Annotated in this window: 17 protein-coding genes; 3 read left to right on the top strand and 14 right to left on the bottom strand. The window is 36.0% G+C overall.

Annotated features, from left to right (window positions below; all coding sequences use genetic code 11):
- Positions 1 to 78: 78 nt before the first annotated feature.
- Positions 79 to 1,494: a TlpA family protein disulfide reductase gene (locus tag ACEN25_RS06425; protein ID WP_441802197.1), complete on the bottom strand. Its 1,416-nt coding sequence runs from the start codon at positions 1,492 to 1,494 to the stop codon at positions 79 to 81.
- A gap of 171 nt (positions 1,495 to 1,665) precedes the next feature.
- On the opposite strand from ACEN25_RS06425, the gene ACEN25_RS06420 reads away from it, so the two are divergent.
- Positions 1,666 to 3,291, top strand: coding sequence for an ABC-F family ATP-binding cassette domain-containing protein (locus ACEN25_RS06420; RefSeq protein WP_441802196.1), 1,626 nt, complete (start codon positions 1,666 to 1,668; stop codon positions 3,289 to 3,291).
- A gap of 74 nt (positions 3,292 to 3,365) precedes the next feature.
- On the opposite strand, the gene ACEN25_RS06415 is transcribed toward ACEN25_RS06420, so the two are convergent.
- The 5 genes from ACEN25_RS06415 to recG form a co-directional block, all read right to left on the bottom strand.
- Complete coding sequence (locus ACEN25_RS06415) at positions 3,366 to 3,956, bottom strand: hypothetical protein (RefSeq protein ID WP_441802195.1); 591 nt, start codon at positions 3,954 to 3,956, stop codon at positions 3,366 to 3,368.
- Between the two features lie 150 nt (positions 3,957 to 4,106).
- Positions 4,107 to 4,613, bottom strand: a complete 507-nt coding sequence (locus ACEN25_RS06410) for a hypothetical protein (RefSeq protein WP_441802194.1) — start codon at positions 4,611 to 4,613, stop codon at positions 4,107 to 4,109.
- Positions 4,610 to 5,332, bottom strand: coding sequence for a hypothetical protein (locus ACEN25_RS06405; protein ID WP_441802193.1), 723 nt, complete (start codon positions 5,330 to 5,332; stop codon positions 4,610 to 4,612). Before ACEN25_RS06405 ends, ACEN25_RS06410 begins: the two co-directional genes overlap by 4 nt.
- A gap of 69 nt (positions 5,333 to 5,401) precedes the next feature.
- Positions 5,402 to 7,828 (bottom strand): phenylalanine--tRNA ligase subunit beta, encoded by a 2,427-nt coding sequence (gene pheT / locus ACEN25_RS06400; protein ID WP_441802192.1) that lies wholly within the window; start codon positions 7,826 to 7,828, stop codon positions 5,402 to 5,404.
- Positions 7,829 to 8,029: 201 nt separating this feature from the next.
- Positions 8,030 to 10,135 carry an ATP-dependent DNA helicase RecG gene (gene recG, locus ACEN25_RS06395; RefSeq protein WP_441802191.1) on the bottom strand — a complete coding sequence of 702 codons (2,106 nt, stop codon included), beginning with the start codon at positions 10,133 to 10,135 and terminating at the stop codon, positions 8,030 to 8,032.
- A gap of 203 nt (positions 10,136 to 10,338) precedes the next feature.
- On the opposite strand from recG, the gene ACEN25_RS06390 reads away from it, so the two are divergent.
- Together ACEN25_RS06390 and ACEN25_RS06385 are read left to right on the top strand one after the other, a co-directional pair.
- Positions 10,339 to 12,408, top strand: coding sequence for a M1 family metallopeptidase (locus tag ACEN25_RS06390; protein ID WP_441802190.1), 2,070 nt, complete (start codon positions 10,339 to 10,341; stop codon positions 12,406 to 12,408).
- A complete protein-coding gene (locus tag ACEN25_RS06385; RefSeq protein WP_441802189.1) occupies positions 12,408 to 13,331 on the top strand; it encodes a patatin-like phospholipase family protein in 924 nt (307 codons plus the stop codon). The genes ACEN25_RS06390 and ACEN25_RS06385 overlap by 1 nt, the downstream gene beginning before the upstream one ends.
- A 5-nt stretch (positions 13,332 to 13,336) precedes the next feature.
- On the opposite strand, the gene ACEN25_RS06380 is transcribed toward ACEN25_RS06385, so the two are convergent.
- The 8 genes from ACEN25_RS06380 to ACEN25_RS06345 all read right to left on the bottom strand — a co-directional run bounded on the left by ACEN25_RS06380 (position 13,337) and on the right by ACEN25_RS06345 (position 20,285).
- Positions 13,337 to 13,735: a hypothetical protein gene (locus tag ACEN25_RS06380; protein WP_441802188.1), complete on the bottom strand. Its 399-nt coding sequence runs from the start codon at positions 13,733 to 13,735 to the stop codon at positions 13,337 to 13,339.
- Between the two features lie 98 nt (positions 13,736 to 13,833).
- The gene (locus ACEN25_RS06375) at positions 13,834 to 15,294 is read right to left on the bottom strand and encodes a potassium/proton antiporter (RefSeq protein ID WP_441802187.1); all 1,461 of its coding nucleotides are present in this window, start codon (positions 15,292 to 15,294) and stop codon (positions 13,834 to 13,836) included.
- Between the two features lie 101 nt (positions 15,295 to 15,395).
- Complete coding sequence (locus tag ACEN25_RS06370) at positions 15,396 to 15,914, bottom strand: DUF3124 domain-containing protein (protein WP_441802186.1); 519 nt, start codon at positions 15,912 to 15,914, stop codon at positions 15,396 to 15,398.
- A 160-nt stretch (positions 15,915 to 16,074) separates the two neighbouring features.
- The gene (locus tag ACEN25_RS06365) at positions 16,075 to 16,593 is read right to left on the bottom strand and encodes a DUF7935 family protein (protein ID WP_441802185.1); all 519 of its coding nucleotides are present in this window, start codon (positions 16,591 to 16,593) and stop codon (positions 16,075 to 16,077) included.
- Between the two features lie 3 nt (positions 16,594 to 16,596).
- Complete coding sequence (locus ACEN25_RS06360; protein WP_441802184.1) at positions 16,597 to 18,210, bottom strand: FMN-binding glutamate synthase family protein; 1,614 nt, start codon at positions 18,208 to 18,210, stop codon at positions 16,597 to 16,599.
- A 240-nt stretch (positions 18,211 to 18,450) separates the two neighbouring features.
- Positions 18,451 to 19,731: an amidohydrolase gene (locus ACEN25_RS06355; protein ID WP_028376099.1), complete on the bottom strand. Its 1,281-nt coding sequence runs from the start codon at positions 19,729 to 19,731 to the stop codon at positions 18,451 to 18,453.
- A gap of 9 nt (positions 19,732 to 19,740) precedes the next feature.
- The gene (locus ACEN25_RS06350; RefSeq protein WP_441802183.1) at positions 19,741 to 20,043 is read right to left on the bottom strand and encodes a DsrE family protein; all 303 of its coding nucleotides are present in this window, start codon (positions 20,041 to 20,043) and stop codon (positions 19,741 to 19,743) included.
- 14 nt (positions 20,044 to 20,057) lie between these two features.
- Positions 20,058 to 20,285: a hypothetical protein gene (locus ACEN25_RS06345; RefSeq protein WP_441802182.1), complete on the bottom strand. Its 228-nt coding sequence runs from the start codon at positions 20,283 to 20,285 to the stop codon at positions 20,058 to 20,060.
- Positions 20,286 to 20,448 lie beyond the last annotated feature (163 nt).

Genomic DNA, 20,448 nt, shown 5'->3' with positions numbered 1-20,448 from the left:
AGTTTTTATAACAAAAAAATCCTGCTCATCGAGCAGGATTTTTTTTGTTTAGATACTTATCTTCAATCTTGGATTTTATTATTTGTTGAGACCTTCTAAAAGTTCATTTTCAAAATTAGAACTATATAAGTTGGCGTGTGCGTTTATTATAAAACCCTTTCGATCTAAAATAAAAGTTTTGAGAAGCGAATTTATTGCTAAATCATCTGCAATTTCTTTATAGCGATCTGCAAATTGAAATTGTTTAGTTAAATCAAAATCATAACGTTTTGAAGTGTCTATCCAATCTTGATAATTATCGTTTACATTAATGGCTAAATATGTGTATTCGGGATATTTTTGAATAAGTGATTTTGCCAAAGCTTGTGATCGTTTAGCCTGCGATTTCTTTGTATTAGACCAGAAAAAAATGAAAGTAGGTCTCTTAATAAGGCTTCTTAGGCTAATAGTATCTTGTTTTGAGTTAATGACCCATTCTTCGGGGATACGTTTGCCAGTTTCGATATTTTTATTTGCCTCATACAGCGCTTTAATTTCTGCTTTATTATCGTCAGATGCGATACGCTGCATATACATATCATAAAGTGTCTCACCACCTTTTTTATCATTACTGTTAGCTAAATAATTTTTTATGGTACGGGTTAATAAAAAACTCTCTACCTGCTCATCTTTTACTTTAGTCTCTATGAGACGTAATTTATGCAAGTTGTGCGTAAACGATTGCGGGTTATAAGGTTCCGTTTTATAATATTGTCTATATGCAGCCTGATTGAAATAATTGATTAAAAAGCGCTGATATGAAAATAAACTTAATAGCGAAGCATCATTAAAATCTACTTCTTTTCTGCAGTCGTAAAAACTTGTCGTCAGAGAGTCCATATATTTTAGGCGATCATCGCCAAAATGAGAAGTAGGATATACTTCTTTGCGAGCGCAGAAATCGTATTTAATAATCGCTTCAGCGATTTTAATAAATTCTGAACTTACTTTGTTCTTCTCTATAAAATTAGCCAAAAGCTGTTCTCGCTCTTGCTTCAGTTTTAAAATATTCTGATTGAAAGTTTCAGGATCTGTTTGATACACATCACCACGAATCATCAAATCATTTTCATCTTCGTTTCTAAGAAAAAAATGAATTAATAAATTATTTTCGGCTTCGCCATAACCACCAAAGGTCAAGGTTTCATCAAATTCAAAAGTATTTACACGTAAGAGTAAACTATCGCCGGGTTCTAGATAAATAAGTTGTTGCTCATTATGAAAGATGTTATAAAGGCCTTTTTCAACAGATTCTAATTTGTAAGAAAATCTATTGTTTTGATCAAGCGCAATAGTATCTATTAGCAAATCTTCTTTCTTTAAAATGATATAATTTGAAGTAGGGTTTACGATTTCCCCTCCTATATAAGTGCCAGATTTTGAGTGTTTAGTATCTGAAGAACATCCCAATAATAATGCAATTGAGAACGACGCTAGGATTAGCTTAAAGCTCATAGGTAATTTTTAGTCTATAGGAGAAATTTTAAATAAGGTATCAAATGTAACTTTGAAGGTTGAAGTGTCCTGTTAATTAGAAGTTAAAACATATATTATAAAAGTTAATATTTCTTGTTTTAGGTTTTAAGCTGTACTTTTGCAAACCATTAAAAAATTAGGGTTTAAGCTATGTTATCAGTATCAAATTTATCAGTTCAATTCGGTAAAAGAGTTCTTTTTGATGAGGTGAATGTATCATTTACACAAGGAAACTGTTATGGAATTATAGGAGCTAACGGAGCAGGAAAATCTACATTTTTAAAAATTATTTCGGGTAAAGACGATGCCACCAGTGGTAATGTGCATTTAGAAGCAGGGAAACGTATGTCTGTACTTGAGCAGGATCATTATGCTTTTGACGATTTTACTGTTTTAGATACCGTTCTTAAAGGAAATAAGCCTCTATATAAAATAAAATCTGAGATGGATGCACTTTATGCAGACTACACAGATGAGAATGCAGATCGTATAGGAGAATTGCAAGTGAAATTTGAAGAGATGAATGGCTGGAATGCAGACAGTGATGCAGCTGCTCTTTTATCTAGTTTAGGTATTTCTGAAGATTTACATTACAATCTGGTTAAAGATCTTGACAGTAAGCAAAAAGTACGTGTGCTTTTAGCACAGGCTTTGTTTGGTAATCCAGATGTTTTGATAATGGATGAGCCAACAAACGATTTAGATTATGAGACCATTAACTGGTTAGAGAATTTTCTGGCTAATTATGAGAATTGTGTGATTGTGGTATCTCACGACCGTCACTTTTTAGATGCAGTTTGTACACATATATCAGATATTGACTTCGGAAAAATTTCTCACTTCAGCGGAAACTATACTTTCTGGTATGAGTCTTCACAGTTAGCAGCACGTCAACGTGCGCAGCAAAACAAAAAGTCTGAAGAGAAGAAAAAAGAACTTGAAGAGTTTATACGTCGTTTTAGCGCGAACGTTGCAAAGAGTAAACAAGCAACATCTCGTAAGAAAATGATTGAAAAGCTTAATGTAAATGACATCAGACCTTCAAGCCGAAGATATCCTGCTATTATATTTGAACGCGAACGTGAAGCAGGAGATCAGATTTTAAATATTGAAAAATTAGCATCGTCTATAGATGGAGAGATTTTATTCAAAAACATAAATCTCAATCTTGCAAAAGGTGATAAGCTAGTTGTCTATTCTAAAGACAGCCGTGCTACTACTGCTTTTTATGAGATCTTAAATGGAAAACAAAATGCATTAGAAGGTAAATATGAGTGGGGTGTTACTACAAATCAATCCTATTTGCCTGTAGATAATCAAGAGTATTTTGAAAATGATTTGACTTTAGTAGACTGGTTGCGTCAGTATGCAAAAACAGAGCAGGAGCGTGAAGAAGTATTTTTAAGAGGTTTCTTAGGGAAGATGATTTTTTCTGGAGAAGAGGCGCTTAAAACTTCTAATGTGCTTTCCGGAGGAGAAAAAGTACGCTGTATGTTAAGCAGAATGATGATGCAACGTGCAAACGTTCTTATGTTTGATGAGCCTACAAACCATTTAGATCTAGAGTCTATTACGGCTATAAACAATAGTCTTAAAAACTTTAAAGGCACAATTTTACTAACTACTAGTGACCATGAGTTTGCACAAACAGTAGGTAATCGTATCTTAGAACTTACTCCTAACGGTGGTATCGACCGTTATTTAAGTTTTGATGAGTATATGAATGACCCTAAAATTAAAGAGCAACGTCAACAAATGTATTCGGTAAACGTATAGTATCATAAATTTTAGATATAAAAAAAGCCTTAGCTAATTTATTAACTAAGGCTTTTCTAGTTTAATTCGTTGCTTTATTCTTCAGCAAGAACTTCAAAACTAAATCGGTTTCCGGGATTTTGTCCTGAAATAGAGGTTTTTAATTCTACGATATCTAAGGTCTTGGCATCTTGTAAAACGGTATAAAACGCATCTACTGTAGTTTGATTGTAAGGACCAAAGAAAAATTCTCCTGCCGTATTCAATTTTATACCTAAACGTACTTTGTAAGCTGTAGTGTCTTTAGTTGCTGTAAGAGCAATACCATCTGCAGCTAGTCTGCCAGTGCCTTTACTAATAAAGACATCTGTAGTTTTAAAAGGTATAGGAGTTTTACGCAACGTATCAGTTTTTTTGTATCTAAATAAATAAAATTCTGCAAATTGAGCATTGGGTACCAGTTCTGTAAGACTCACGGTTTCATTTGCATCTGTTGTAATAGATAATGGCACATTGAGATCTACGTAAAGTGTATCGTTTAAATTATACGTAGAACTCGATTCGGGAATGCTAACCAGATTTGATACTTCAAAAGAGCTTAAAACAGGTTGATAATTGTCATCTGAGCTTGTGCAGGCAATGTTAAGTGCAAAAAGTGAAAGGAGCAAAAAATGTGAAAATTTCATTAGTTGTTTGTTTAAAATTGTTTGTTAATCTATAGATGAACAATAATGAAATAGGTTGCGCTGGGCATAAAAATTTAACGAAAAGGAATAAAAAACTCCATTACTAATCATAGTGTGATTGATTAATGGAGTTCAATATTTATTGAAAAATTAGTTCTTAAAATGCTTAATTAAGGTATAACCACAAAAAACTGCAATAAATCCGCTAAGTACAATTCTAAATGTAGGCAATGATTCTCCTTGAGTAAGCGGGTATAAACGATACAATGAGTAAAGCAATAAACCGGCATTTAATGCCAGATTAAGCATAGATCGTTTTGGTTTATTTTCTGTTTGAATAAGAGTTGAATTTGATTCTGTAACTAGATCCTCATCTTCAAGTCTACTTTGAGTGGCTTCTGCTTCTAATTCTGCATCTGAGATTTCAGAATTTACAAATGCCTTTTCTACAAGATGCTTAGCCCTTACAAGGTTTTCTTTTTCAACAAAAACCAAGGTTTGGTTGATATAATTAGTGCCAAAACCTGCGCGGACTGCACTTTCGCCATCATTACGTACAACACTGTGAATACCGGCTTCTTCTAAGTAATTCTGAATAAACTTTCCATTAATTTCAGATCCAGTATAAACGCGCTCGTAATTAGATTCTTTAATCATATAGCTTTATCAAATTTGCATTTCCAAATGGCATTATTAAAATTTTTACCTAGTGCAAAGCCATAAAATAAAACCACTGCGGCAATTGATTTAAACATAAAAAAGAACACCATTACATCCTGGCTAAAAGATTGCTCACGGGTAAACAAACCGTCAGGTACTAGCATAGTGGCTATTACACTTGAAAATAGAATGGTGAATATTAAATTTTCAAAATTCTTAAATGGCCACATTAAAAGTTTTCTCAAGGGGTGTAAATCATTTCCCCATTTATGAATTAAGTAATAATACCCATTACCCATAGGTGCAAATAATAGCGGGTCGTCTGTTTTGTTTAAAACAAACATTTTTGACGGTGCCATTATTTTAAAACCGCTTAATGATAGATTATGTGTTTGTTCTAAATTAGCAATTTCAGTAAGTGCTTCCTGTGGGAATGCACCTTTAAAAAAGCGTGAATCTAAAAACCGAAGTCTGTAATCAATGCAGATTTTTTGAATACTTTTTTCGTGAAATATGCGCTTAGAGTCTAAAAGATCAAAGCCAAACTCATTAGTATCTTCAATCGAGTCACTAGCTAGATTTTCTAAGATACGTTCATTTGGAGACGGTGTCTTTTTTAAAAATTGGTTTACCCAATTTATAACAGAGTCCTCGTTCGTTTTTTTAAACTGTTCACGCAACAACTTGTCGTGAATATTAGTTTTTTTTAGTAGCATTTTTCTTTTTTTTAGCATTTAAAGTTAACTAATAAGCTACTAATTTACAACACGACAAATGCTAAAGTATTAACGCAGCGATGCATTTAAACGTTGTTCAAAACGCTGTTGCAGTTTCTGCATAATTTTATCTATTTCTTTGTCTGTAAGTGTTTTATTTTCGTCTTGTAAGGTGAAGCTCACAGCGTAACTTTTTTTGCCTTCGGGAAGATTAGAACCTTCATAAACATCAAAAAGAGAAACCTGTTTTAGTATGTTTTTCTCAACAGCATAAGCCTCTTGATAGATCTCATCAAAAAGTGTCTCTTTATCTAATAACAATGCAAAATCACGACGTACAGCGGGATTTTTTGGGATAGGCTTAAAGCTAATTTTGTTTTCTTGTATAAGGTCTAGAATAACATCCCAGTTAAAATCAGCAAATAAAATTTCCTGATCTAAATCAAAATGATTGCGTATTGATTTTACAACAACTCCAAAATCAACAACCCCCTTTTTTTGTATGGTATAACTTAAACCTTCAGAAAATTGTGCGTTTTTTACGGGCTTTACAGACCAATCAGATAAGCCTAAACGACTTAATACGGTTTCTACAATCCCTTTTAGGTTAAAAAAGCTTACCTGCTTTTGAGGGGCATTCCAGCTTTCAGCATTTACATTTCCGCTTAAGAATAAGGTTAGATGTTTGTGCTCTTCTCTTCCGCCGGGATAGTTATGGTAACTTTTTCCGAATTCAAAAAGTTTTAAATCTGGCTGACGTCTGTTTGTGTTAAAGGCTAAAACTTCAAGACCAGAAAATAATAAAGATTGGCGCATTACCGAAAGATCTGTACTTAAGGGGTTGAGCATTTTTACGCTATAATCTGCTTTAAATGCATCATTTAAAACGGCGTATTCGGGATTGGTCAACGAGTTATTCAGCATCTCATTAAAACCCTGAGCAGCTAGTAAATTACCGGTGACCTGTTGAATTTTATGATCTGCAAAACGACTGCTTTTAGAAACTGAAGCATTCAGTTTTGCTTTAAATTTTATTTTATTGTAGCCATAAACGCGCAAAATTTCTTCAACTACATCTACTTCACGGGTTACATCATTGCGATAGGCAGGTATGGTCATACCAATACCAGATTCGGTAATGTTGTTTATTTTAATATCAAGCGACGATAAAATAGATTTTATGGTTTCTTTTGGGATTTCTTCACCAATCAATTTTTCGGCACGCTCAAAATTTAAAAATACCTGATGATCTTCAATCTTCTTAGGGTAAATGTCTATCACATCACTGGTAACTTCACCTCCAGCGGTCTCCTGAATTAGTAAAACCGCTCGTATTAGGGCATATTCGGTCAAATTAGGGTCTATACCGCGCTCAAATCTAAAAGAGGCGTCTGTATTTAAGCCGTGGCGTTTTGCACTTTTACGTACACTCACTGGATTAAAGAAAGCGCTTTCTAAGAAAATTGCTGTGGTGTCTTCAGTCACCCCGCTATTATCACCGCCAAAAACACCGGCAATACATAGAGGTTTTTCAGAATCACAAATCATTAAATCTTCTTCATGAAGTTCACGCTCTATACCGTCAAGTGTAGTAAACTTTGTACCTGCAGCAACGGTTTTTACATTTATTTGCTTTCCGCTAATTTTAGAAAGGTCAAAGGCATGTAGGGGTTGCCCCAGTTCGTGCAAGACGTAATTAGTAACGTCTACAACATTATTTTTAGGCGTAAGACCTATGGCTTTTAGTCGGTTTTGTAACCATACCGGAGAATCTTTAACAGTAAGGCCACTTATAGTAATCCCGCAATAACGCGGTGCGCGCTCTTGATTTAAAACCTGAACACTTATTTTTTGAGTGCGGTTATCTATACGAAACGCACTTGTAGATGGGGTTATAAATTCGCTGTTAACGCCCATTTGTATTAAGCCTGCGCGTAAATCACGGGCAGTACCCATATGACTCATCGCATCTGCACGATTAGGAGTTAAGCCTATTTCAAAAACTTCATCATCTTCAATATCATAAACTTCAGACAAGAGTGTTCCTGGTTTTAAATCACTGTCGAGAATTAGAATCCCATCGTGACTTTTACCTAGACCTAGTTCATCTTCAGCACAGATCATCCCATTACTTACCTCGCCTCGTATTTTCCCTTTTTTAATTTTCCAGGCTTCGCCTTTATCATCATAAAGTGTTGTACCTACAGTGGCTACCGGTACTTTCTGGCCGGCATCAACATTGGGAGCACCACATACAATTTGTACCGGTTCGCCTTCCCCAAGGTCTACGGTTGTGATTTTTAATCGATCTGCGTTAGGATGTTTTACACAGGTAAGTACGTGACCTACCACGATCCCTTGTAGACCTCCTTTTACACTTTGAAACGTATTAATACCTTCTACTTCAAGACCTAGATCTGTAAGTAAATTGCCGGTTTTCTCTGCTTCCCAATCAATATTAATAAACTGTTTTAACCAGTTGTAGCTTATTTGCATTCCCCTAAATTTTGAAAGGGCAAATATAACATTTACACTGTTTTTTTTCGCACTAAGTTGGGTTTAATACCGTGTGTATTACTTCCTTTTTAATTTCAAATAAAAACACTTGTATAGCAACTGTCTTTAATAGAAAAAAGGTTGTGTTTATTAAAAGAGAGCTTGTGATTTATCTTTTAGAGTAGCCTGTAAATCTGAAAACTAGGAAATATAATTCCATATATTTTTAAACTTCATCAACTGCGCATACATCTGGCGTATGGGTTGATTTTCTTCTTTGAGAAGTTGCGGATCTTCATTAAGCAGGGCAGAGGCATAACTTCTGGAGATTTTCATAATCTCGTTATCTTTTATAATATCAGCAATTTTTAAGTTGAGTACACCACTTTGCTGAGTTCCCATGATATCACCGGGTCCTCTAAGTTTTAAATCTACTTCGGCAATCTCAAAACCATCATTAGTACTGGTCATAGTCTGTAATCGGGTTTTGCTGTCTTCAGACAACTTGTGCCCCGTCATTAAAATACAGTAGCTCTGGTCTGCTCCACGACCTACACGACCGCGCAACTGATGCAGTTGAGAAAGCCCAAAACGCTCTGCACTTTCTATAATCATCACAGAAGCATTAGGCACATTAACGCCCACTTCGATTACAGTGGTAGCAACCATTATTTGCGTCTCGCCATTTACAAAGCGGTTCATTTCGTAATCTTTATCGGCAGGTTTCATCTGGCCGTGTACGATTGATATTTGATAGTCTGGCATTGGGAATTCTCGGCTTATGCTCTCGTAGCCATCCATTAAATCTTTGTAGTCGAGTGCTTCGCTTTCTTGAATTAAGGGGTAAACAATATAAATCTGTCTTCCTTTCTTTATCTCATCTCTAATAAAACCGAAAACTTTAAGACGGTTGTTGTCATATCTATGTACCGTTTTAATCGCTTTTCTTCCGGGAGGTAGCTCATCTATCACCGAAACATCTAGGTCACCGTAAACACTCATTGCTAATGTACGTGGAATAGGTGTAGCGGTCATTATAAGAATGTGCGGTGGTAGCTCATTTTTATGCCAAAGTTTACTGCGTTGAGCCACGCCAAAGCGATGCTGCTCATCAATAACAGCCAATCCCAGATTTTTAAATTTTACTTTGTCTTCTAAAAGCGCGTGCGTTCCTATTAAAATATGAAGCGAGCCATTTTCAAGATTCTCGTGAATTTCTCTTCGAGCTTTAGTACGTGAAGAGCCGGTAAGCAAAGCGATATTTATGTCGAGATCCTCACAGAGCTCGGTAAGTCCCTGGTAATGCTGTATAGATAGTATTTCTGTAGGAGCCATTAAACAGGCTTGAAACCCGTTGTCTATAGCTATTAACATAGTTAGTAACGCAACAATGGTTTTACCACTTCCTACATCTCCTTGCAACAGGCGATTCATTTGAGCGGGTTTTCCCAGGTCATTACGTATTTCTTTAACTACACGTTTTTGAGCTCCCGTAAGATCAAAGGGTAAATGATTGTTATAAAAAGTGGTAAAATTGGCACCTATTTGCTCAAAAGGATAACCTTTAATTTTCTGTTTGTGCAGCTTGTTTTTGACTAAAAGCTGTAGCTGAATATAAAAGAGTTCTTCAAATTTTAACCGAAACTGTGCCTTTGCAAGATTTTCCTGACTTTGCGGAAAATGAATATTTAAGAATGCCGATTTTTTAGGCATAAGCTTCAGCCTATCGAGTATAGATCTTGACAGCGATTCTTCAATATCTTGCTGCACCTCCTGAAACAGCGTTTGCATAAGAACATTTACCACTCGATTTGTGATGCCTCTGTTGGTTAATTTTTCCGTAGAAGGGTAAACAGGTTGCATAGCGACCCGCAAACTTTTTTCATGTTCCTCTAATAATTCTAAATCAGGATGTGCAATAGAATAGGAGCTCCCAAAACGCTGTACTTTTCCAAAGATCACATACGGAATATTGATTTTTAAACTCTCTCTAATCCATTTTACACCCCTAAACCAGACCAGCTCCATTGATCCCGTTTGATCTTTAAACGTTGCAACCAGTCTTTTTGATCTTCCTTCTCCTGCACTTTTTAAATGTGTGATCTTTCCTATTATCTGCACATCTGCACTGGTAGGTTGCAATTGCGTAATGGTATAGTATTGAGTTTTATCAATATAGCGATTGGGAAAAAGATTTAAAAAATCCTGATAGGTATGTATGCCTAATTCAGAACGCAGCAATGTCGCCCTGTTGGGACCTACGCCCTTAAGGTAATCTATAGGAGTTTGAAGCTTGCTGGAGTTCATGAGAACGAAGATATAAAACCCAATTATTTTATTTGAGTTTTACAAGATAATCGAGGTTAAAAAGCATGAAGATGTGTTTTAAAGTTGGTGATAATAATTTTTAAAAGCCTGTGGTCTCTAATCAGGCTAATTTACTTTGTTTTTAAAGGAGCGGTTTTAAAATCAAATCCTTAATTTGGCAGGTTCTTAGATAGTATGACTTTATGAAATTGATTTTTACGGTTTTTTTCGCTTGCTTAACAAGTGTAATCTATAGCCAACAGACCGAGACGGTTGACTTTGAACGTATTTACGCACTCCTTGATTTTGATTTTGCAAACGGTACCGTTACCGGCGATATGGAAATTAAATTCACTATGCTTGAAGATGCAGACTTTGTATATCTCAATGCGAAAAACATTACTAAATATGCTTCTACATTAAACGGTAAGTTAATAAGTACCCACACAGATGATGGGCGTATGATCTTTACCCGAAGCTTTACTAAAGGAGAAACATACTCATTAGTTTTAAAGTATACCGCAAAGCCAGACAAGGCACTGTACTTTGTAAATAATGGTGGTTTTCAGCAAATCTGGACGCAGGGGCAGGGTAAGTACACTTCTAACTGGCTACCTAGTATAGATGATATGAATGATAAGATAGAATTTGACCTATCTATTATTGCATATCCCGGGCAGGAAGTTGTTTCCAATGGTGTACTGGTTGAGAAAGAAGAAAAGGGTGACAAGTTTATTTGGCATTATGAGATGACAGAGCCTATGTCTAGCTACCTAGTTGCTGTTGTTCTTGGAGATTATAAAAAGATAAAATATGTTTCAGACTCCGGTATACCTATGGAGTTGTACTATTATCCTTCAGATTCTTTAAAGGTTTTAACGACCTACAAGTATAGCAAAGAGATTTTCAATTACTTAGAAGAAGAAATAGGCGTTAAGTTTCCGTGGCCTGTATATAGACAAATTCCTGTTAAAGATTTTTTGTATGCCGGTATGGAAAATACGACGGCTACCATCTTTAGCGATCAATTTGTTGTAGATCGTAATGGTTTTATAGATCGCAATTATGTAAGTGTTAATGCACACGAGCTTGCACACCAGTGGTTTGGAGATTATGTGACCGAAACTTCGGGAACACACCATTGGCTGCAAGAAGGTTTTGCGACCTATTATGCCTTGCTCGCAGAGCGGAAAGTATTTGGGGATGATTATTTCTATTGGAAACTGTATCAATCTGCCGAAGAATTAAAGGCGCTAAGTGATAAGGGTAAAGGAGAACGATTACTTGACCCTAAAGCAAGTTCTCTCACATTTTATCAAAAAGGAGCCTGGGCATTGCATATGTTGCACGAAAAAATAGGAGATGAGGCATTTAAAGCCGGAATAAAAAGCTATCTCAATACTCATAAATTTAAAAACGTCACTACTGAGGATTTCCTGAAAGAAATGCGTATTGCAAGCGGTGAAGATTTAATTGATTTTGAAAAAGACTGGTTGCAGCAAACTGCATTTCAGGATAAAGCTGCTTTAGAGGTGCTTAAAAAGTCACCACTAATTCAAAAATATATGCGTGTGGTTGCACTGCGCAACGTTCCGTTTAGTCAAAAGCAGAACAAACTTTTAGATTTATTGGCTTTACCTGATGAGTATACAGGACAAGAGGCAATTTACCAGCTTTCTGAGGTCTCTCCCGTTGCAGCTTCGCGTATTTACGAACGTGCATTTTACACTAACAATCCCTGGGTACGCCAGGCGATTGCGCTAACGGTACAAAAAGTACCTGCAGAAATGAAAACAAACTATGAGCGCTTGCTTAACGACGATTCTTACATAACCCGTGAGCAGGCATTACTTAATTTATGGACATCGTTCCCTTCAGATCGTCATAAATATTTAAACCAGATGAAGGGCATACAAGGCTTTTCAGATCATAATATTGAAATCACCTGGCTTGCACTTGCAATTTCTACTTTAGATTATGAAGAGGCTTATATACGCGACCACTTTTTTAGACTTACCCGTTTTACAGGAAGTAGATATTCATATGCTACGCGACAAAATGCATTTCAGAAATTGTATCAGTTACAGTTGTTTGAGCCTAAAAGTTTAGAGAATTTAATCGATGGTTGTTTTCATATCAACTGGAGATTTTCTGAGTCTTGTCGAGGAATTTTGGATATGCTTATAAAAGATCCTGAATGGAAAAAAGAGCTGCAAAAATTAAAGTTAAAAGAGGAAAAACAACAGAAATTTTTAGCTGAAAAATTGACTTAATGAGAGCTTTGGTAATTTCTGGTGGGGGTAGTAAAGGTGCTTATGCCGGTGGCGTGGCTCAATACCTTATGGAAGAATTAGGTCATAAATATGATCTTTTTTTAGGTACTTCTACCGGAAGCCTTTTGATCTCACAACTTGCTAATAATAACATTCAGCGTGCGTATGAGGTTTATACAAACGTAAACCAGAACACCATTTTTAATGTAAACCCGTTCAATATTAAATCTAAAGGCGACCGGGAATATGTGTCTATTAATTACTGGAACACCGTCTGGCAATTTATGCGTAGGAAACGCACCTTTGGCGAAAGCAAAAATTTACTCAAGAATATTAAAAAAAATCTTTCCCGAAGTGAGTTTGAACATATAAAAAAAACTGCTGCAGATGTGGTGGTTACTGTCTCTAACTTGTCTAAAAATACGGTTGAATATAAATCTATTCGCAATTGGGAGTACGACGATTTCTGTGAATGGATCTGGATTAGTTGCAACTACGTGCCTTTTATGAGTCTGGTCAATAAAAATGGCTATGAGTATGCAGATGGGGGTTTTGGCTGTATTGTACCTATACGGGAAGCGATACGTCGTGGTGCTACCGAAGTTGATGCCATAATTCTTGAGTCAGAGAATATGGAGTATAATAAGGTTTTGGGTAAAAACCCGTTTTCACTAATGGTAAATTTATTTGGTTTTTTAATGGATCAGGTAGAATATCACGATGTAATTGTAGGTAAGCTGGCCGCAATAAATAAAGATGTCCCCCTTAACTTATATTACACACCCTCAAAACTTACCGAAAACAGTCTTATTTTTAATAAAAAGTTAATGACCAGCTGGTGGCAACAAGGATGGGAATATGCAGCAGATAAGGCAAAACAAGCACAGGATAATAAGCTTAGAGCAATCTCAGAATCAGATTAAGCCATTTAATTAACTGTAATTGTTTTTTCGATAAATGTATCTGTCGTGCTTTTAAAACGCATTGTGTAAACTCCTGCTTCAGTAGGTGTAAAGGTATATAAGGCTACCCGTGTAGGTACATCCATCGTGCAAATACAACCTTTGTAAATTGCTTCGACACTTACGGTTATTATTTTTCCGTCTATGGTTTCTTTGAATTCATTAAACAACCCACAGCCATTAGAAACGGGAAAGAAGACTTCTAGGATTAAGTCTTTATTGACTTCAGTTTCTGTATTTCCTTTAACATCAATAACGACGGTTTCTGCGGTACGCTCACAATCTTGATCTTCTGTGTCTTTAGTTGTTGAACATTGCAATGCAAGAAATGCTACCGCAACAAGTAAAATTAGTTTTGATTTCATTGATGATTTTTAAGCAGATGCAGAAACTAGAGAGAGGTTGCGTACTCGTTATTAGTTTATTTTCCGCTTTGCGAATAAAACACGGAATACTGTAAAATTTATCTATTTAAACAGACTTCTACTTCTTCAATACCTTCTTCGTTTTCAGATAAAACCACTAGTGTATCATTTTTATTGATAACAGTAGAACCTTTAGGAGTTAAAAACTTGTCATTGCGCTTTATCATGGCAATAATTGCAGTTTTAGGAAATCCTAATTCTACAATTTTCTTATCTACTGCATAACATTGTGGCGTAATCACAATTTCTTTCATTGCCGTTTTTGGTATTTCAGAAATAAATCGGGCAACATCTGCTTTTGAATCTTTTGCTTCGGGCAGCGCGACACCCAGCCATTTGGCCACAATAGAAAGAGAAGTTCCTTGTATAAGTACTGAAGTTACCGAGATAAAGAAAACAATATTAAAGATCATATTGGCTTTCTCGATACCTGCAAGAAGCGGGTAAGTGGCAAATACAATAGGCGCTGCACCGCGTAGACCTACCCACGAAATATACAATCGTCTTCTCATTTTCATTTTAAAAAATGCCAGACTTATAAAAACCCCAACCGGGCGTGCTATAAAAATTAAAAATAGGGAGACCACGATACCTATACCAAAGAAAGGAACAATCTCTGTAGGGAAAACCAGCAATCCCAAAGTTAGAAACAGTACAATCTGCATAAGCCAGGCGAGCCCGTCAAACATTTTAAGAATGGTTTGCTTATGTATTAAATCTTGATTTCCTAGATAAACCGAACAGATATATATAGCTAAAAAACCGTTGCCTCCTATAGATTCTGTAGCAGAAAAGGTTATAAACATCAAGGCGATAACCAGAACCGGGTATAAACCTTCAAAACCTAATTCTATTTTATTAATAATGAATTTACTGAGTTTACCAAAAACAAAACCGGCAATTCCACCCACGATCATTTGTTGTAGTAGCAAAGGTAATACCGAAAATAAGCCTTGATCCTGATTGATTACAAGCGTCAGAAAAGCGATGGTAAGTACGTATGCCATAGGGTCATTACTTCCGCTTTCTAATTCTAGCGTAGGTCTTAGATTGGTTTTTAACGCAAGACTTTTTGACCTAAGTATTGAAAATACCGCTGCGGCATCTGTAGACGATACTATAGAACCTAGAAGTAGACTTTCGTAAATGGTAAAATCGGTTAGATAAAAAACAAACACTCCGAGTGTCACGGCTGTTAAAAGAACGCCAAGGGTAGAAAGTAATAATCCCTGACGTAAAATAGGTTTAACGCTTGACCAGTGTGTATCTAATCCCCCTGAAAATAAGATGAAGTTAAGAGAAACGATACCTATAAACTGAGCGATCTCCATATCGTCAAATATAATACCTCCTATACCGTCTGAGCCGGCAGCCATTCCTATACCTAAGAATAATAATAGGGTAGGAACTCCAAATCTATAAGACGTTTTACCTACTACGATACTTATGAAGAGCAGCAACGAACCTATTAAAACAATATTCTCAATGGTGATATTCACGTGTAGGGATTTTAGGTTGTAAAAATAGGAATTAAGCGTTAGCGTTTAAATACTCGGTTGTAAATACTTAAATTAAGATTGAAGTAAGGTTTTTTATAATCTTATTTTATGCGTTTACCTTGAGTCGTAAATGATAGCCCTTGCTGACCTCGGGTTGAAATCATAATAGCTTCAAAAATAGGATCTGTAAGTGCATTATTATTAAGCCAGTCAAAGATGAAATTTGCTCCGGTACCACCGGTGTCATCAGATTCTTCGATAATGATATCTACAGTTTCTAAGGGTTTAATGAATATGGGGTAGTCAAAATACGTGCGGATAAGCTCGCCAGACGTACTGTAATATGCTGCTTTCGTAAGGTAAATAGAGTCCTTGTCGCTGGTATTTCGCATACTTACGGTAACGGTAAGATCGTGCGTATTATGTTCTGAAGTACTGTAAATCTCAGAATAGATGCCTAGATAGGTACGTGCTTCTGTTAATGAATCATCTACAGGTATTGTTGCACTCCTTTTTTTCCAGTTGATAGGATTTATAGAACTCATTTCTTTCTGTTGCTCACACGAACAGATTAACAAGACCAGAAAAAAAAATAGACTAAGAGATTTGATGACTTTCATAAATTCAAAAATAGTATATCAAAAATTAGTAAGCTGTAATTAATACAGTTGAACATCGCTAATTTATATATTAGCCTGTAATAGTAGTCTTAAACTTAAATAAAGCACGCTATAGACATTTCAATTACAATCTCTTTAAACATAAAAGATAAAGACCTCTTTAATTTAAAAGTTCTTGCACTTCTGTTTTTAAATAAGTAAGCGCAACGGTTATGGGATTTTCAGCTTCTGAAAAATTTGATATCATCTTCTCACGTAAGGCATTAGCGTCTGCTAAATTGGTGTCTAAAACGTGTTTACGTAATTGTGCAATTAATGTGTTTTTTGAAGATTTAATTACATTCCAGCATTCATCAGACATATAAATCTGCTGTGATAAATTATGCTCAAATTCTTGTTTTAATTGAGCGATAACAGATTCTACATAAATTTTCTTATCTGAAGAATTAGGTTGAACACGCAGTAATAACTGAAGCGGATTTGAACGTTCTAAAAATAAGGTTAATCGCTCATATGCCTGTAGGCGTAAAGGTAGCGTTTCGGTTTGTAATTCTTTATGTAATAAAAAACGTCTGCGTCTATCTTCATTTTTAAGAAAACCATCAAAAAAATAATACGCTAAGCCACCTACTACCAGTGCCGGCAATACCGGTATTAAAAAATTTAAAATATCATCCATAATCTAATAACGTACTTCTTTTTTAGTATCTACTTGAATTTTTCTGCCTGCAGTTTCTTTATCATAATTGCCACCTAAATATTCACAATCTAGTATTTCATTCATTCCGTTAAAAGGAACTTCTACTTTATGATAACTAAAACACGCAGCCAGCGTCTGTGTTAAGTTTTTATCGCCCAGGCTCAAATCAACATCTTCGGTAGTTAATTGACAAGGATGCTCGTAACCACAGGCGTGGGTAATTTCTATTAATTCCTTCCTGAAATTTTTAAAATAGAAATTGGTACGTACAGCTTTGTCTTCAATATTAATACCAGATTGTAGCCATTTATTTTGCGTAGCAACACCGCTGGGACAGGTGTTGTTATGACAGGCTTTTGCTTGAATACAACCTATTGAAAGCATAGCCTCACGTGCAACGTTAATAACATCAACGCCCATTGCAAAAGCCATTGCGCCTTTTGCGGGTAGCCCTAATTTACCACTACCTATAAAAACAATACGCTCTGTTAAATGATGTTTTTTAAATATCTTATAAAGGTCGCTAAATGCATATACAAAAGGAAGCGAAACGTGATCTGCAAAACTAGGAGGTGCTGCACCGGTACCACCTTCGCCACCATCTACCTGAATAAAATCTGGACCTTTACCAGATTTTACCATGAGTTGAGCCAGTTTTTCCCAGTCCTGAAGTTTTCCTATTGCGGCCTTGATTCCTACAGGAAGCCCGGTAGCATTAGCAATATCTTCAACAAATTTTAATAAGCCCTCAACCCCTTCAAATGCAGAATGGGTAGCTGGGGAAATAACATCTTTACCCATAGTTACGTGACGTATTTCAGAAATTTCCTGAGTGATTTTTGACGCTGGTAAAACGCCACCTTTCCCAGGTTTTGCACCTTGTGATAGTTTTACTTCAATCGCTTTAACTTCTGGGTTTGCTTCAACTAAAGCAATTAATTTTTCCATAGAAAAATTACCGGCTTCATCACGTACTCCAAAATAACCGGTTCCTATTTGAAATACAACATCTGCACCCTGTTTATGATAGGGTGAGAGACCGCCTTCGCCGGTATTGTGATAGGCGTGTGCCAGTTTACAACCCTTATTAAGAGATTCTATAGCTCGGGCAGAAAGCGATCCAAAACTCATTGCCGAGACATTAATCGCAGAGCCGGGTCTGTAAGGTTTTCGGCGTTTATTATGAAGCCCCATTACTTTTGCACAAGGCAAAAAATACGGATTTTTTGAATTGGGATGATCTAAAGGGGCTTTAAAACCCATCATCGCATTGTTTATAAAAATGTAATTGGCTTCGTAAATATTTTGATCTGTACCAAAACCTTCATAGTTATTTTCATTTTTTGCTGAAGCATAAATCCAGCCGCGTTCTATACGATTAAAAGGAAGTTCTTCACGATTGCTTGCTACTATATATTGGCGTAATTCTGGGCCAATACTTTCAAGCATATACCGCATATGACCTACAATAGGAAAGTTGTGCGTTATGATGTGTTTTTTATTGAAAAAAATATCCCGAACGGCGATAATAACTAAAAATACGATAAGCCAGATCCACCACGGAATACTAGACAAAAAAGAAAGGACTTCACTCATAGATAGGTATTCATTACAGTCTTCAAACTTACAGATTTACAGACTTTTTTAGGAGGCGTTTGTAAAATTTTAGCATAGAAAACAATGGCTTAGATACTTCAGGTCTAGAAAATCACTTTAAATAAATCCTGAAGATTTAAAGCTATTCTTTATGTTACTCTAAATAATTCACTAAACAAACAAACCCACAGGTAGCTGTACCTGCGGGTTAGTTTTTACAATTAGTTTAAGAGGTAGAAGCTATTTTTTATTGAGATAATCTAACGTCAACTGGCTCATTACTTTAACTCCAAGTAGCATACCTGCGTCGTCAATTTGAAAATCTGGTGTATGGTGTGGGTAGGCTTCTTTATTACCCGGTGTCATCCCACCCAGAAAAAAGTATAAGCCCGGTACTTCTTCCTGAAAATAACTAAAATCTTCACCGCCCGTAGTAGCTTTTACAAGGTTTACCTTATCTGCTCCTGCAACTTTTTGAAGCGTGGGTAGCATTTGTTCTGTAAGTGCCTCGTCATTATAGGTGATTGCAGTATTTGATTGAAATTCTATGGTCGCACTTCCGCCGTAAGCTTTTGCAAGACCTTCAGTCATTTCTGTCATTCTACGAATTATAAGTTCACGCATATTAGGATCAAGCGTGCGTACCGTACCTATAAGCTCTGCACTTTCCGGAATAATATTAAATCGTACTCCTGAGGTTATTTTACCTACCGTTATTACTGCAGGCTCTACTAATAAATTTGACTCTCTACTTATTATAGATTGAAAACCGTCTATAATTTGTGATGAAATGTAAATAGGATCTACACCTCCCCAGGGCTGTGAGCCATGAGTTTGTTTACCATTTACTTTTACGACAAAGCGTTCTACAGCGGCCATAATACCTCCCGGTTTGTAATTAATTTGACCCACAGGTGTTGCACTATTTATGTGTAGGCCAAAAATCGCATCTACATCAGGATTTTTGAGAACCCCTTCTTTTATCATTAAAGAAGCACCACCTTCTTCTCCCGGTGGTGGTCCTTCTTCAGCAGGTTGAAAAATAAATTTTACGGTACCGTTAATCTTATCTTTATGTTGCGATAATATTTCTGCAACACCCATTAAAATGGCAACATGTGTATCGTGACCACAGGCGTGCATTACCCCGGTTTCTGTGCCTAGAAAATTTGCAGTAACATTACTTTTAAAGGGTAAATCATTACGTTCTGTTACGGGTAATGCGTCTATATCTGCACGTAAGGCAACTACCTTACCCGGTTTTTTTCCTTTTAAAATACCTACGACGCCTGTTTTTGCGATTTCTGTTTGAACCTCAATACCCAGCGATTTTAAATGTTCTGCAATTTTTGCAGCGGTCTCAAACTCTTGATTGCTCAATTCTGGATGCTCGTGAATATCGTGGCGCCAGTTTATGACTTTATCTTCAATAGATTCTGCAGCCTTCATTATCGAAGCATCTGGAGATTGCGCAAATGCGGTTAAACCAATGCTGAGAAAAAGAATGTTTAGTTTTTTCATATAGATTTTTTAAAATGAAATTAAAGCGTAATCGAGATTTTGATAATAGATAAGTGCATTCATTGCAGATAATGCGAGTTGCGTATGTTGCCTCCTTTTTTCTGAAGTTATATCACGAGCCCCAGCAGTTTGTCCACATAGCACCACAGGAATATTTAACTTATGTAATTGTTCTAAGAGTTTTATATTGGGATTATCAACACCATATTTTTCTTTGTAAAATTCGTTATTGAGTAGGCTAAAAGCAGCACTACCGTGAATCACAAGTACAGGTTTTAACTGATTTTGTGGTACACCTGCAGCGTGGTTCATATTTAAAAAACGGGCTACAGTATTAAAATAGGGGTTAAGTTCTGAAGGGTTTTTGGAGACTTCGAGATATCAAACACAACTTTATAGGTTTGAGAAACGTCTATCGGAATATCAAGTTTAGAAACGGTGTAAGTTGCTCCGAAGTCATTGATTAATGGGCCGGTAATTTTTTCTTGTGCTCCTAAATTTTGAGAAAAAGCACTTATAAAAATAAAAAGAGCAAAAGCAAATTTAAAATGCATAGCAGATAATTATAGCTTAAAGATATTTAAAATTCATTAACGATTGCATCCCACGTATCGATTTCGTTTTGCCATACAATAACCCAGTATAGAAATCTTCTGTTTTTGATGAAACACTTTTTTTAATAACTATATGCATTATGGCTCGGGTAAAAAGCTAAGA

It is taken from the genome of Leeuwenhoekiella sp. W20_SRS_FM14, from assembly GCF_052119605.1.
In the GTDB taxonomy this organism is placed as follows: domain Bacteria; phylum Bacteroidota; class Bacteroidia; order Flavobacteriales; family Flavobacteriaceae; genus Leeuwenhoekiella.
The sequence above is the reverse complement of the archived record's forward strand: the minus strand, read 5'-3'. Positions and strand labels throughout refer to the sequence as shown.